This is a genomic window from Herbaspirillum lusitanum P6-12, from assembly GCF_000256565.1.
GTDB lineage: Bacteria > Pseudomonadota > Gammaproteobacteria > Burkholderiales > Burkholderiaceae_D > Herbaspirillum > Herbaspirillum lusitanum.
Window position 1 is genome coordinate 1 of the sequence record NZ_AJHH01000456.1, and the last position, 13,181, is coordinate 13,181.

General features: G+C 61.5%; 10 protein-coding genes. 9 read left to right on the forward strand and 1 reads right to left on the reverse strand.

The genetic code is table 11. From position 1 onward, the window contains the following. Positions 1-50: 50 nt before the first annotated feature. The gene (locus HLUSI_RS0114940) at positions 51-2,366 is read right to left on the reverse strand and encodes a penicillin-binding protein 1A (RefSeq protein WP_029363554.1); all 2,316 of its coding nucleotides are present in this window, start codon (positions 2,364-2,366) and stop codon (positions 51-53) included. A 530-nt stretch (positions 2,367-2,896) separates the two neighbouring features. Between HLUSI_RS0114940 and pilM the strand changes: the two genes are divergently transcribed. From pilM to HLUSI_RS0114985, 9 genes are all read left to right on the forward strand, one after another. Next, positions 2,897-3,868, forward strand: coding sequence for a type IV pilus assembly protein PilM (gene pilM, locus HLUSI_RS0114945; RefSeq protein ID WP_016834754.1), 972 nt, complete (start codon positions 2,897-2,899; stop codon positions 3,866-3,868). Beyond that, positions 3,865-4,452, forward strand: coding sequence for a PilN domain-containing protein (locus HLUSI_RS0114950; protein ID WP_016834755.1), 588 nt, complete (start codon positions 3,865-3,867; stop codon positions 4,450-4,452). The genes pilM and HLUSI_RS0114950 overlap by 4 nt, the downstream gene beginning before the upstream one ends. Beyond that, positions 4,449-5,054, forward strand: a complete 606-nt coding sequence (locus HLUSI_RS0114955) for a type IV pilus inner membrane component PilO (protein WP_016834756.1) — start codon at positions 4,449-4,451, stop codon at positions 5,052-5,054. Before HLUSI_RS0114950 ends, HLUSI_RS0114955 begins: the two co-directional genes overlap by 4 nt. Next, on the forward strand, positions 5,051-5,533 hold the full coding sequence (locus HLUSI_RS0114960) for a pilus assembly protein PilP (RefSeq protein WP_016834757.1): 483 nt from the start codon (positions 5,051-5,053) through the stop codon (positions 5,531-5,533). Before HLUSI_RS0114955 ends, HLUSI_RS0114960 begins: the two co-directional genes overlap by 4 nt. 61 nt (positions 5,534-5,594) lie before the next feature. Further along, positions 5,595-7,715 (forward strand): type IV pilus secretin PilQ, encoded by a 2,121-nt coding sequence (gene pilQ / locus HLUSI_RS0114965; protein ID WP_016834758.1) that lies wholly within the window; start codon positions 5,595-5,597, stop codon positions 7,713-7,715. 150 nt (positions 7,716-7,865) lie between these two features. After that, positions 7,866-9,560 carry a bifunctional shikimate kinase/3-dehydroquinate synthase AroKB gene (gene aroKB, locus HLUSI_RS0114970; RefSeq protein ID WP_029363555.1) on the forward strand — a complete coding sequence of 565 codons (1,695 nt, stop codon included), beginning with the start codon at positions 7,866-7,868 and terminating at the stop codon, positions 9,558-9,560. Between the two features lie 77 nt (positions 9,561-9,637). After that, positions 9,638-10,789, forward strand: a complete 1,152-nt coding sequence (locus tag HLUSI_RS0114975) for a deoxyguanosinetriphosphate triphosphohydrolase (RefSeq protein WP_016834760.1) — start codon at positions 9,638-9,640, stop codon at positions 10,787-10,789. A 175-nt stretch (positions 10,790-10,964) separates the two neighbouring features. Next, positions 10,965-12,095, forward strand: a complete 1,131-nt coding sequence (locus HLUSI_RS0114980) for an ABC transporter substrate-binding protein (RefSeq protein WP_016834761.1) — start codon at positions 10,965-10,967, stop codon at positions 12,093-12,095. A gap of 264 nt (positions 12,096-12,359) precedes the next feature. After that, on the forward strand, positions 12,360-13,109 hold the full coding sequence (locus HLUSI_RS0114985; RefSeq protein ID WP_016834762.1) for a DUF5610 domain-containing protein: 750 nt from the start codon (positions 12,360-12,362) through the stop codon (positions 13,107-13,109). Positions 13,110-13,181: the final 72 nt, after the last annotated feature.

A 13,181-nucleotide genomic window follows, 5' to 3' on the forward strand; every position in this document is an offset into this window, starting at 1 on the left:
GTCGCCCCTGCCGTTTTTTTTGCACTGTCGAATTGCCGATATGGCGGCCGTCAGAACAATTCGTTCTTCATCTGGTTCTTGGCTTTTTCTTCTTCCGGCGACGCTGCCGCACCATGCTCGCCCAGGCCCAGATCGCGCACGCTGGCGCTCGGCGGATATTCCGAATAATAGTATTCGCCGCCTGATTCGATCAGACCGCCCGGCACCGTACGGTCAACCATCGGCACATCCTTGAGCGCCTTCTGCATGTAGCTGATCCAGATCGGCAACGCCAGGCCGCCGCCGGTTTCGCGGTCGCCCAGGCTCTTCGGCTGGTCGTAGCCCATCCACGCGATGCCGACCAGGTTCGGTTGATAACCGGCGAACCAGGCGTCCATCGAATCGTTGGTGGTGCCGGTCTTGCCGGCCAGGTCGGTGCGCTTGAGCGAGAGCGCCTTGACGGCGGTGCCATGGCGCACGACGTCGCGCAGCATGCTGTCCATCACGAAGGCGTTGCGCGGGTCGATGACACGGTTGGCTTCATCGCCGGAACGGGCCGGATGCGCTTCGGACAAGGTGTTGCCGTTGTTGTCGGTGATCTTCGAGATCAGGTAAGGATTGATCTTGTAGCCGCCGTTGGCGAACACCGAATAGGCGCCCACCATCTGCAGCGGGGTCACGGCGCCGGCACCCAGCGCCAGCGTCAGGTAAGGCGGGTTCTTGTCGGCGTCGAAACCGAAGCGCGTGATGTACTCCTGCGCATACTTGACGCCGACGCGTTCGAGGATGCGGATCGACACCAGGTTGATCGACTTCTGCAGCGCGCGGCGCATCGAGATCGGACCTTCGAACTTGCCGCCGTAGTTCTTCGGCTGCCACACCTGGCCGCCGGTCTGGGTGAACGTCAGCGGCGCATCGTTGATGATGGTGGCCGGCGACAAACCTTTTTCCAGTGAAGACGAATAGATGAACGGCTTGAACGACGAGCCCGGCTGACGCCACGCCTGGATCACGTGATTGAACTTGTTGCGGTTGAAGTCGAAGCCGCCCACCAGAGAACGGATCGAACCGTCGTTGGGATCGAGCGAGATGAATGCCGATTCGACTTCGGGCATTTGCGTGACGATCCAGTTCTTGCCGTCCTGGAACACGCGGATGATGGCGCCGCGCTTGATCTTTTTCTGCGGCGGCGCTTTTTCGCTGAGCAGGTTGCCGGCAAAGCCGAGACCGGCGCCGGAAATCTTGATCTCGTCGCCGGTCGCCAGCACGGCGGTGATTTCCTTGGTGGTGGCTTCCAGCACGACGGCGGCGATCAGGTCGTCGCTGTCGGGATGGTCGGCCAGTTCGGATTCGATGGCGTCGTCGGCTTCTTCCTTCGACGCGGTCGGGATCTCCATGTAGCCTTCCGGACCGCGGTAGCCATGCCGGCGTTCGTAGTCGATGATGCCGCGGCGCAGCGCCAGGTAGGCGGCGTCCTGGTCGGCCTTGGTGATGGTGGTGAAAACGTTCAGGCCGCGTGTGTAAGTGTCGTCCTTGAACTGCGCGTAGACCAGCTGGCGCGCCATTTCCGAGACGTATTCCGCATGCACGCCGAAGGCGGTGCTGTCGGTCTTGACCTTCAGTTCCTCATCCTTGGCCTGGGTGTATTGCGCGTCGGTGATGTAGCCCAGCTGGCGCATGCGCAGCAAGATGTATTGCTGGCGCGCATGGGCGCGTTTCGGATTGACCACCGGATTGTAGGCCGACGGCGCCTTCGGCAAACCGGCCAGCATGGCGGATTCGGCAATGGTCAGCTCCTTGAGCTGCTTGCCGAAGTAGATCTGCGCCGCCGAAGAGAAACCGTAAGCGCGCTGCCCCAGATAAATCTGGTTCATGTAGACCTCAAGGATCTGGTCCTTGGTCAGGTTGCGTTCGATTTTCCAGGCCAGCGGAATTTCGTAGAGGAATTTGCGCGAGGCCTTTTGCAGGAAAGTCGGCTCATTGCTGGTCAGGAAGAAATTGCGCGCCACCTGCTGCGTGATGGTGCTGGCGCCGCCGCCGCCGCCCGACAGATTGGCGACCGATGCCCGCACGATGCCTTGATAGTCGACACCGCCGTGCTCGTAGAAGCGATCGTCTTCAATCGCCAGCACCGCCTTCTTCATTATGTCGGGGATGTCCTTGATGTGCACCAGGTTGCGGCGCTCTTCGCCGAACTCGCCGATCAGCACGCCATCTGCGGAGAACACGCGCAGCGGAATCTTGGGGCGATAGTCGGTCAGCGTGTCGAGGTCAGGCAGCTTGGGATACGCCAGCGTGACGACAAACCCCAGCACCAGCACCGCCATCAGCACCAGCGCCACCAGCACACCGATGCCGCCCAGCAGCACGCGCAGGACAGGGTGCAGGCGCTTTCTGACTTTCTTGACGGGAGCGGAGGCGGCAGTAGCTGCAGGTGCGGAAGCACTCGCAGGATTCGGTGTTGCGTCAGCGGGTTGCGAAGCTGGCGCTTTGCCGTTGTTTTCTGGGGTGGTCATGCGTGTGAGACTGGTGAGAAAGACAATCCCCGCATTATAACGACTTGCGGGAAGGTGAAATCCGGCAATTCTCCGGAAACGGACTGAACCCCGGCGTCGGCGCGTGCGCACGAAATTCCCGCCGCCGTGGAATCGTTGCTCTGAAACCGTTTGCGCGGGGAAGTTTCGCACGGGCCGTTTTAAGCCTGATGTGATGCCGCCCCGAAAATTGCTTTACAGACAACAAATGTTGTTGCTAGGATGCCGCATGTTGTCTTAACAACAACCATTCTCAGTTGCCCGGCCGGGGTAGTTCGCAACTGCGCCATGCGAATACCTGTTTCCGAAATGCAATCTTGTCCAAGCTCGCCCGATTCTTTTCCCCCGCCTTTTTCCGCGTCCTGTCCCGCGATGTTCCTCCAATGGCCGGCCTGGATATCGGCCGGTCCGAGGTCAGGATGGTCGAATTCTCCGGAAGCCGCATACAGACCGCGCAACTCGCATGCTGCACGCGTGAAGCACTGCCCGACGGCGCCATCGGCGATGAAGGCATCGGCAATCTGCGTCAGGTCATGGAAGCCGTGTCGCGTCTGTGGGGAAAAAGCGGATCGCAGGCCAGGCAAGTCGCCATCGCGATCCCCTCCTCGCGCGCGCTCACGCAAATAGTCGCCATCCCCGCGCACAGCAGCCAGGCACAGCGTGCGGCCTTGGCCGAGCGACATGCCGAAAGCCTGCTGCCTTATCCTCCGGCGCAGGCCTTGCTGGATTTCCGCATCATCGGACCGACGCACAATGCGCCCGACCAGCTCGATATGCTGATCGCCGCAGTACGCCGGGATGACGTCGAAGACCGCATCGCCGTGGCGGAGTCGCTAGGTTTGCAGACCATGGTTGCCGACATCGAAAGCCATGCGGCAGCGGCGGCACTGAACAGAACGCTGCCCGCGGCGCCGGCTTCTTCCGTCTTCGCTATGGCGAACCTCGAGACGCACGGAGCACTCCTGTCGCTGTGTTGCGCCGGCCGCGTCGTCGGAGAACGGCAACTGGACATCGGCCACCGGCAACTGCAGCACGACTTGCAGCAATACGATGGCGACCAGTCCGATGTTCTCGCCGGTTATCTGGCGCAGGCAGCTGCTCACCTTGCCGGGGTGTTGCAGACGCTGCAGCAGCAGACATCGTGCGTGCCGTCGCATATCGTATTGACCGGCGCCGGAGCGACCATTTCCGGCATGGAGGAAGCCGTGCACAAGCGCACGACCATCAGCACCGCCGTGGCGACACCTTTCGCCGGCATGGTGCCGGCGCCCGCCATTGACCGCGCGCAAATTGCGATGGACGGCCCCGCTTGCGCAACGGCATGCGGCCTGGCCTTGCGGCGCTTCGACCGATGAGCGGCCTCAACTTTCTGGCGCAGCGCCGTCAGGCAGCAGGCGCGCATCGACGCTTCCACCTGCTGTGGGCTGCGACGGCCACCGGTGGGCTCGCAGTCGTTCTGGCCCTGGCATGGCACATCGCCGGTCAAGCCGCACAACAGCAGCAATTGCTCAATCTGTTGCGCACCGAACACGCGCGGCTTGATGCCGCGATCAGCCTCGGCAGGCAGCAAGACGAAAAGATCGACGAACTTGAACGCAAGCGGCGCCATCTTGAAACGCTGCAACGGCAACGCAACGATGCGCCGCAATTGCTGGGCGAACTTGCACAGCGCATGCCGCCGCAAGTCTTCCTCACCACGCTGGTCCAGCAAGGACGCAACTTTACGCTCAACGGATCGGCGCCGTCGCATCGGCATGTCATGCAATTGCTGGACGCATTGCGCGACGCCGAGGGCGCGCAATTCTTCCAGCAGATTGAATTGCAGGAGGCGCGCAGTGCCGCGAGCGCAGTCCCGACAAATGCCGCACCGTCAGCGATCGCTCCGGGTCGGCTCCATGATTTCGTGATCATCGGCCATCTCGCCGGGGCGACGCAATGAACGCCACGGCGCTGATCGTGCAGTGGCGCGAGCTCAACGGCAGCCATCCATCAAGCTGGCCGCGCGCGTGGCGCAACGCCTTGTTGCTGATGCTGTTCGTGGCGATCGTGCTGACGGGTTGGCAACTTTATCTGATGCCGGAAATCGCTGCGTTGGAACGCAGCGAACATGATTACGCCGCAGTGAAATCCACCTATCCGGAAAAGCATCGCCGGGCCATGGCGTTCGCGCACTCCGCACGGCGCATTCAGGATCTGGAACAACGCGTGAAGACGCTCGAACAGCAACTGAAGACTTTCATCGACGTTGATCTGGTGCTGGACGGCATCGGCGACGCCGCGCTGCAAAACCGGCTGCAATTCGAGTTCGCAAGACCGGGGCATACCGAGACGAAACACGGTTACGTCGAGGCGCCGATCGCCATCCGCCTGAGCGGCGATTATCACGACGTCGTCCGCTTTACCGCCGACATCGCCGCGATGACGCATCTCGTGATCCTGGGCGACATGCGCGTGAGCAGCGCCGACCGTCCCGGCCAGGTAAGGCTGGAAGCGATCGCCCTGGCCTATCGCATGGCTCCCCGCAAAGAAGAAAAATCATGAACCGAAAATCGGCATGCACGTCGTCATCCGCACTCCTTCTTGCACTGCTGCTGGCAAGTTGCGCCGAACGCGAGACGCCGGATCAGCTGCGCGCGCAACTCGACACGATCCGGCGCAACACATCCGCAACCGCGCCGCCGGTCCAGCCCGCAAATGACTTTGTTCCTTACACGTATGCCGTCGCAGACGATGAAAATGCAATGACGCCATTCGGCCATCCCGCCCTTGTTCCTGTCGATGCAACTGCCGGCGAACGCCCCCGGCAGCGCGGCACGAAGCAGCCGCTCGAAGACGTCCCGCTGGAATCGATACGCATGGTCGGCACGCTGTCGCGCGATGGCCGTACTGACGCCTTGCTGCAGGTTGACAAGATTGTGCATCCCTCGCGCACCGGCGATTACCTGGGACAGAATTTCGGCGTCATCCGCCGCGTCGCGGGGGCCGCGTCGCGGCGGAGCGCGTCGAACTGGAGGAACTGATCCGCAACAACGGCGACTGGGAAAAGCGCATGACCACACTGGAACTGCAAGGACGCGGAAAATGACGCATTCGATCCGTCGGCTGGCGCTGCTGACGATGTTCTGTTTGCTGGCAGGCAGCGGCGCACATATACATGTACATGCGCAGGCGCAGCGCAATGCCATCGTCGCGATTGACGTCGCGCAACGCGATGCGCGCACCGAGGTCCGCATCAAGCTGCGTACGCCGCCCGCAACCTCGCCCGTGCACTTTTCAACCGCCTCGCCGGCGCGCATCGTCATCGACCTTGCCGACACCGACAACAGCGCCGATGTACAGACTCCAGGCGCCGACAACAACTCCGGCGCCTTGCGCGGCGTCACGATCGCCTCGTCCGCTGGCCGCAGCCGCGTCGTCCTCAACCTCAGGCACATGCCGCCCTACTCCGTGCGTACCGAAGGCGACACCGTCATTGCCACCATTACCGCCATTACCACCATTGCCGCCAGCGCCGCCAGCGCCGGCAATGAGGCCCCTCCGACCGGCGCCAGGCCCTCTATCGGCAGCATCGACTTCCGTCGCGGCGCACAAGGCGAAGGCCGCATCATCATCGATCTGCCCGGACCGGAAACAGCACTCGACATCCGCCAGCAAGGCCGACAGATCGTCGCCGACATTCTCAATGCCGGCGTTCCGGCGCGCGCACCGCGACGCCTGGACGTCAGCGATTTCGGAACACCGGTCAAGACCATCGCCAGCAGCGACCGCGGCACTGATGTGCGGCTGCTGATCGACACCGAGGCGCTGGCGGAGTACCACGCCTACCAGAAGGAGGCGCAACTGGTGATTGAAGTGCGCAACCCGGCCGACGCAGAAAAACGGGCGGCGCAACGCCAGCAACCCTATCGCGGCGACAAGCTGTCGCTGCAATTCCAGAACATCGAAGTACGCGCCATCCTGCAGGTGCTGGCCGATTTCACCGGCATCAACATCATCGCCAGCGACGGCGTCGGCGGTGCACTGACGCTGCGCCTGAAGGAGGTGCCGTGGGATCAGGCGCTGGATATCGTGCTGCAGGCGCGCGGGTTGGACATGCGTCGCAACGGCAACGTCATGTGGGTGGCGCCGCGCGAAGAACTGCTGACGCGCGAGCGGCTCGAACTGGAACAGCGCGCCCAGATCGCCGAGCTGGAGCCGCTGCGCGCCGAAGTGTTCCAGCTCAACTACCAGAAGGCCGAAGCTTTCCGCAAAATATTCGGCGAAGACGTTGCCGCCGGCATCAGTACGGCCAGCGAACGCCGTCCCACGCTACTGTCGCGCCGCGGCAGCGCGGTGGTCGATCAACGCACCAACCAGTTGTTCGTGACCGACACGCCATCGGTGCTCGACAACATTCGCAAACTGCTGGAAAAGATCGACGTCGCCTCGCGCCAGGTGCTGATCGAAGCACGCATTGTCGAAGCCGACGACAGCTTCAGCCGCAACCTCGGCGCGCGCCTGGGATTTTCCGCCAAGGCCAACGGCATCGCCGCCGGCAGCAGCTACAACCAGGCCGGCGAGGTAGCCGGCCTGACCCCGGCGGTGGCCAATTCATACAGCGCCAACCACGCCGTCAATCTGCCGGCGCAAGGGATCGGCGGTGCAGCGGCGGGCAGTTTCGCGCTGAGCCTGTTCAATGCCGCCGCCAACCGCTTCCTCACGCTCGAACTGTCGGCGCTGGAAGCCGACGGCAAAGGCAAGATCGTCTCCAGTCCGCGCGTGGTCACCGCCGACCAGCAACCGGCATTGATCGAACAGGGCGAAGAAATTCCCTACCAGCAAGCCACCAGCAGCGGCGCCACCTCGACCGCATTCAAGAAGGCCAACCTCAAACTTGAGGTGACGCCGCAGATCACACCCGACGGCAACGTCATCCTCAGCGTCGACATCAACAAGGACAGCCGCGGCACCGCCACGCCGGGCGGATTGGCAATCAACACCAAACACGTCAAGACGCTGGTTCAGGTGGAAAACGGCGGCACCGTGGTGATCGGCGGCATCTACACGCAGACCGAATCGAACACCGTTTCCAAGGTGCCGTTGCTGGGCGACATCCCGGTGCTGGGCAATCTGTTCCGACATAGCGCCCGCATCGATCACAAGACGGAACTGCTGATTTTCCTCACGCCCAAAATCGTCGCCGACCGCAATTTCTTGCGGTAGCGGACTCAAAAGGGATCAAAAAGCATGTTTTTCCCGATATTTCCCCGACAACCGCGTAACAGACGGTAAAATCGCCTGTTGCAGCTGGTTGCGCAAGGCAGGCCTTCCAGCGACCAGCTATCCGGACAATCCCGCAGTGAAAAATCGTATATGAGTGGAAGCATTTTTCTTGTCGGCCTGATGGGCGCCGGCAAGACAACGATAGGGCGCGCCCTGGCGAAAAAACTGAACAAGCGCTTCGTCGACTCCGATCACGAGATCGAGTCGCGCACCGGCACAACCATTCCCGTGATTTTTGAAATCGAAGGCGAGGAAAGTTTTCGCAAGCGCGAGGCCGACGTCATCCGCGAACTGAGCGCCCAGCAGGACATCGTCCTGGCCACCGGCGGCGGCGCCATCCTGCGCGCAGAAACGCGCGCCTACCTGAAGCAGCGCGGCACCGTGATTTATCTGCGCGCCGGCATCAACCAGATCCTGCAACGCACCGGCCGCGACAAGAACCGCCCGCTGCTGCAAACCGCCGATCCGCGCCGCAAGCTCGAAGAACTGTCGCGCCAGCGCGATCCGTATTACCGCGAAGTGGCCGATTTCGTCATCGAGACCGGCCGCCCCAACGTGCAGTTCCTGGTGCAGGCGATCCTGAGCCAGCTCGAATTGACACCCAAACAGACTGCCGATGCCGCCTCTGCGCCGGCGACCTCCTCCGCACAACCAGCCGCCTACGCCGAACCTGCCATGACCGCATCCACCTTCGCCCCCGTTGCCCTGCAAGTCGAATTGGGAGAGCGCAGCTACCCGATCACCATCGGCCACGATCTGCTGTCGAACCCCGAATTGTTGACGCGCCACGTCGCCGGCAAGCGCGTCGCGGTCGTCACCAACGACAAGGTCGGTCCGCTGTATCTTCCGCGCGTGCGCAAGCTGCTCGAAGACGCCGGCAAGCAGGTCACCGAAATCGTGCTGCCCGACGGTGAAGAACAAAAAACCTGGGTCAGCCTGATGAAAGTGTTCGATGTCCTGCTCGCCGAAAAATGCGATCGCAAGACCACGCTGGTCGCACTCGGCGGCGGCGTCATCGGCGACCTTACCGGCTTCGCCGCAGCCTCGTACATGCGCGGCGTACCGTTCGTGCAGATCCCGACCACGCTGCTGTCGCAGGTCGATTCGTCGGTGGGCGGCAAGACCGGCATCAACCATCCGCTCGGCAAGAACATGATCGGCGCGTTCTACCAGCCGCAAGCCGTGATCGCCGACACCGCCACGCTGCATACGCTGCCGCCGCGCGAACTGGCGGCCGGCCTGGCCGAAGTGATCAAGCACGGCGCCATCATCGACGCCGCCTTCTTCGACTGGATCGAAGCCAACATCGGCAAGCTGGTGGCCAAGGACAATGCCGCGCTGGCCTACTCGATCCAGCGCTCCTGCGAAATCAAGGCCGACGTGGTGCGCCAGGACGAACGCGAAGGCGGCCTGCGCGCCATCCTCAACTTCGGCCACACCTTCGGCCACGCCATCGAAAACGGCCTCGGCTACGGCCAATGGCTGCACGGCGAAGCAGTCGGTTGCGGCATGGCGATGGCGGCCGATCTGTCGCATCGCCTCGGCTACATCGACGCCGCCTCGAAGGACCGCCTGACCGCACTGGTGAAAGCCGCCGGCCTGCCGGTGACGGCGCCCGACCTGGGCACGCAACGCTGGCTGGAACTGATGGAAGTGGACAAGAAAAACGAAGGCGGCGCGATCAAGTTCATTTTGATCAAGCCGCTGGGCCAGCCGCTGATCACCAACGTGCCGCAGGAACTCCTGCTGCAGACGCTGGCGGCCTGCGTACAAACCCGAAGCTGACGACGACGGCTGCAGAACATCATTGCGTCGCCGTCGATTGAAGAGCCTGCATTGAAGCACCTGAATGAGTTCCTGACATGACCCAAGACGCGCCGCTCCACCTTGCACCTTATGCCGCACACGCAGCAACATCGACAGGGCGGCGCTTCTCCGAACCTGCGCCCGGATCGCGCACCGAATATCAGCGCGACCGCGACCGCATCATCCATTCCACCGCGTTCCGCCGCCTCGAATACAAGACCCAGGTCTTCGTCAATCATGAAGGCGACCTGTTCCGCACGCGCCTGACCCACAGCATCGAAGTCGCCCAGATCGCGCGCTCCTGCGCACGCAACCTGCGTCTGAACGAAGACCTGGTGGAAGCCATCTCGCTGGCGCACGACCTCGGCCACACGCCCTTCGGCCACGCCGGCCAGGACGAACTCAATAGCTGCATGAAGGACTTCGGCGGCTTCGAGCACAACTTGCAAAGCCTGCGCGTGGTCGACGACCTCGAACAGCACTATGGCGCCTTCGATGGCCTCAACCTGATGTTCGAAACGCGCGAAGGCATCCTCAAGCATTGCTCGCCGGCCAACGCTCGCCAGCTCGGCGCCATCGGCCAGCGCTTCATCGACAAGAAGCAACCGAGCCTGGAAGCACAGCTGGCCAACCTGGCCGATGAGATCGCCTATAACAACCACGACATCGACGACGGCCTGCGTTCCGGCCTGCTGACGATTGCGCAACTGGGCGAGGTGGATTTCTTCGCGCGCCATCAACGCGAAGCGGAATCAGCCTATCCGGGCATCACCGGCCGCCGCGCCATCAATGAAACCGTGCGCCGCATGATCAATACCCTGATCGTCGATCTGATCCAGACCTCGCAGGAGAATATCGCCGCCGTTGCGCCGCGCAGCATCGAAGACGTGCGCAATGCCGCGCCGCTGATCGCCTTTTCCGAACCGATGCAGCAAGAGGCCGCAGTGCTCAAGCGCTTCCTCCGCCAGAACCTGTATCGCCACTACCAGGTCAACCGCATGACCGCCAAGGCGCGCCGCATCATCGCCGAATTGTTCCAGGCGTTCCTGTCGCAACCGACTTTGCTGCCGCCCGACTACGTGGTCGCAGGGCAGGATGAGGAAGGGATGCGCCGCCAGGCGCGCCAGGTGTCGGACTACATTGCCGGCATGACTGACCGTTACGCCATGCGCGAACACCGGCGCTTGTTCATGGTGGAAGAACTGTAGAAAAAAATTCTGACGCGGTTCGTATATCGTCAAGATTCAGCCGGTTTGTGGGCCCAATTCGCATAAATGCATTGCCTCCTCGTTCATCGTTGCTACTCTGAATAGCACGACAAAACCATCTCCACGGCCAACAACCGGTGGAGGTGTCGAGACCATGCGAATACCCTTCCTTTCCGTGCGGCACATCGTCGCGCCGGCCCTCTTTTCTTTGTGTTGCCATGCCCATGGACAATTCAATCCCACCGAACCTGCCGGCAACAACGACATCGTCGTCGGCCAGTCTGCTGATCTGAGCGGCCCCTACGCCAAGCTCACGCGCCAGTTCATCACCGGCGCAAACGTCTACTTCGCCCAACTCAACAGCCGCGGCGGGATAACGGGCCGCCGGGTCAGGTTGATGACGCTGGATGACCAGAACGACCCCACCCTGGCGCTCAAGAATACCCAGGACCTGCTCGACGAACACAAGGCCATCGCGCTGTTCGGCTATATCGGCGCGCAAACCACCGTCGCCGTATTGCCGCTGATCAACGAACGCAAGGTGCCGTATTTCGCCCCCGTGACGGGATCCTGGATTGTGTACGCCGCGTTCAACCGGCATGTCTTCACGATACGCGCGAGCTATGCCAATGAATACGACTACCTGTTTTCGCGCTTTACGCAGATGGGACTGAAACGGCTGGCGATCTTCAATGACGCTACGGGACTGCCGCACAACGCCATGATGAAAGCCAAAATCAGTAATGCAAACGCACAGCTGGTCGCCTCGGAAAGCATCATGGGACAAAATGTAGCCAAGATCGCCGACAAGCTTTTGGAAAGCCGGCCCGACGTTGTGCTGATCATGAGCATTTCTCAAAACGTCAACAGCGCTTTGATACGAAGCCTGCGCGCCAAAGGCTATCTCGGTTACTTCTATTGCGCCTCGCTGGTGTGCAGCCCGCTGTTGACCAGCGATCTCGAAGAAGCGGCCAGCGGCCTGATCATTTCGCAAATCGTGCCGCATCCCTGGAAAGCGCGCACGCCCATCGTGCACGAATACCAGAAGGCTATGCGCACCGCCAGGGTGACGCAATTCAGTTACCTTGGGCTCGAAGGATATATCGCAGCCAAAGTGCTGGCCGAAGGCCTGAGCCGCGCCAGCCACGGACTGACGCACGAGAAATTGATTGTCGCGCTGGAAACAGTCAACAACAAAACCTATGACCACGCCGGCTACCAAATCAATTTTTCGCCGTCCAGCCATCAGGGCTCGACCTATGTCGACGTGACGACAATAGATAAGACCGGCGTCATCCAGCCTTAGATAATTTCGCCGCAAGCGATTTGAGTGACAGGATCATCGGCCTCATGGGGTGAGGCGCACGATAGCTGCAGGACAGTATTTCCCAAAAACAATGATCGTCTCAATTTCAGTGAAAACGATACGTATTGTCTCGATTCTGTTCATAAATTCTTACAAATGAAGTTGGGATTGCGACCTTCAGATTTCCGTCAGCATGCCGTAAGTTGAGGATGGACTGCCATTTCCCCTCCTTCTTGCGTGCGGTCCTTGTACAGGAGACCTGCCATGTCTATCAGCACCAACACGATTAACGCCAACACACCGGCCACCAGCCTGCCGGCGACCAACGATGCCGCCGCCACCGACGACGCCGCCAAGACGGAAGGCGCGTCCGGCGCGTCAGATATCAAACTGACGCCGGCCATCGCCAAGCAACAGCTGAATGCAGCCATCCTGCAATCGTCGCTGGAAGTCTCGCTGTCGTCGCAGAACGATCCGCTGTCGCTGGTCTACAAGTCGGCGATCGAAAATCTCAACGAGATCCTGAAACCGGAACTTGGCGACAACGCCATCCAGAACGCCGCCTCGCAGGACAACAGCCCGGAAGCTACCGCCGACCGCATCCTGTCGTTCATCAAGAGCGCTTTTGGGCTGTTCAGCCAGAACAGCCCGACCAGCAGCAGCGCTGACGGCACCGAGGGTACCGACGGCGCCGATGGCACCGACAACACCAAGCGAGACGGCAACATCGACAAGTTCATGAGCCTCATCCAGAAGGGTGTCGACCAGGGCTTCGATGAAGCGCGCGGCATTCTGTCCAGCCTCAAGGTCCTCAACGGCGACATCGCCAGCAATATCGACAAGACCTATGAAATCCTGAAGAAGGGCATCGCCGATTTCGTTGCGTCGCTGAAGAATCCGACGACCGACGACGGTTCTGCTCCGGCTGACGGCAGCTCCAACACCACCACCACGACCAGCGTTTCGGTGTCGGTTTCAGTCACGGCAAGCCGCACCACCATCACCAACGACTGATTCCCCGACCGGCAGCGCCATAGTGTCCTGCAGCCCATGCTGCAGGCGTAAAAAAAGACGCGGGTTTTTTAA

What these genes read in the sequence shown, in the direction of transcription:
- pilM (WP_016834754.1), top strand. Translation starts at nt 2,897, where the DNA reads ATGGCCGGCCTGGATATCGGCCGGTCCGAGGTCAGGATGGTCGAATTC.
- HLUSI_RS0114950 (WP_016834755.1), top strand. Translation starts at nt 3,865, where the DNA reads ATGAGCGGCCTCAACTTTCTGGCGCAGCGCCGTCAGGCAGCAGGCGCG.
- HLUSI_RS0114960 (WP_016834757.1), top strand. Translation starts at nt 5,051, where the DNA reads ATGAACCGAAAATCGGCATGCACGTCGTCATCCGCACTCCTTCTTGCA.
- pilQ (WP_016834758.1), top strand. Translation starts at nt 5,595, where the DNA reads ATGACGCATTCGATCCGTCGGCTGGCGCTGCTGACGATGTTCTGTTTG.
- HLUSI_RS0114985 (WP_016834762.1), top strand. Translation starts at nt 12,360, where the DNA reads ATGTCTATCAGCACCAACACGATTAACGCCAACACACCGGCCACCAGC.
- HLUSI_RS0114975 (WP_016834760.1), top strand. Translation starts at nt 9,638, where the DNA reads ATGACCCAAGACGCGCCGCTCCACCTTGCACCTTATGCCGCACACGCA.
- aroKB (WP_029363555.1), top strand. Translation starts at nt 7,866, where the DNA reads ATGAGTGGAAGCATTTTTCTTGTCGGCCTGATGGGCGCCGGCAAGACA.
- HLUSI_RS0114955 (WP_016834756.1), top strand. Translation starts at nt 4,449, where the DNA reads ATGAACGCCACGGCGCTGATCGTGCAGTGGCGCGAGCTCAACGGCAGC.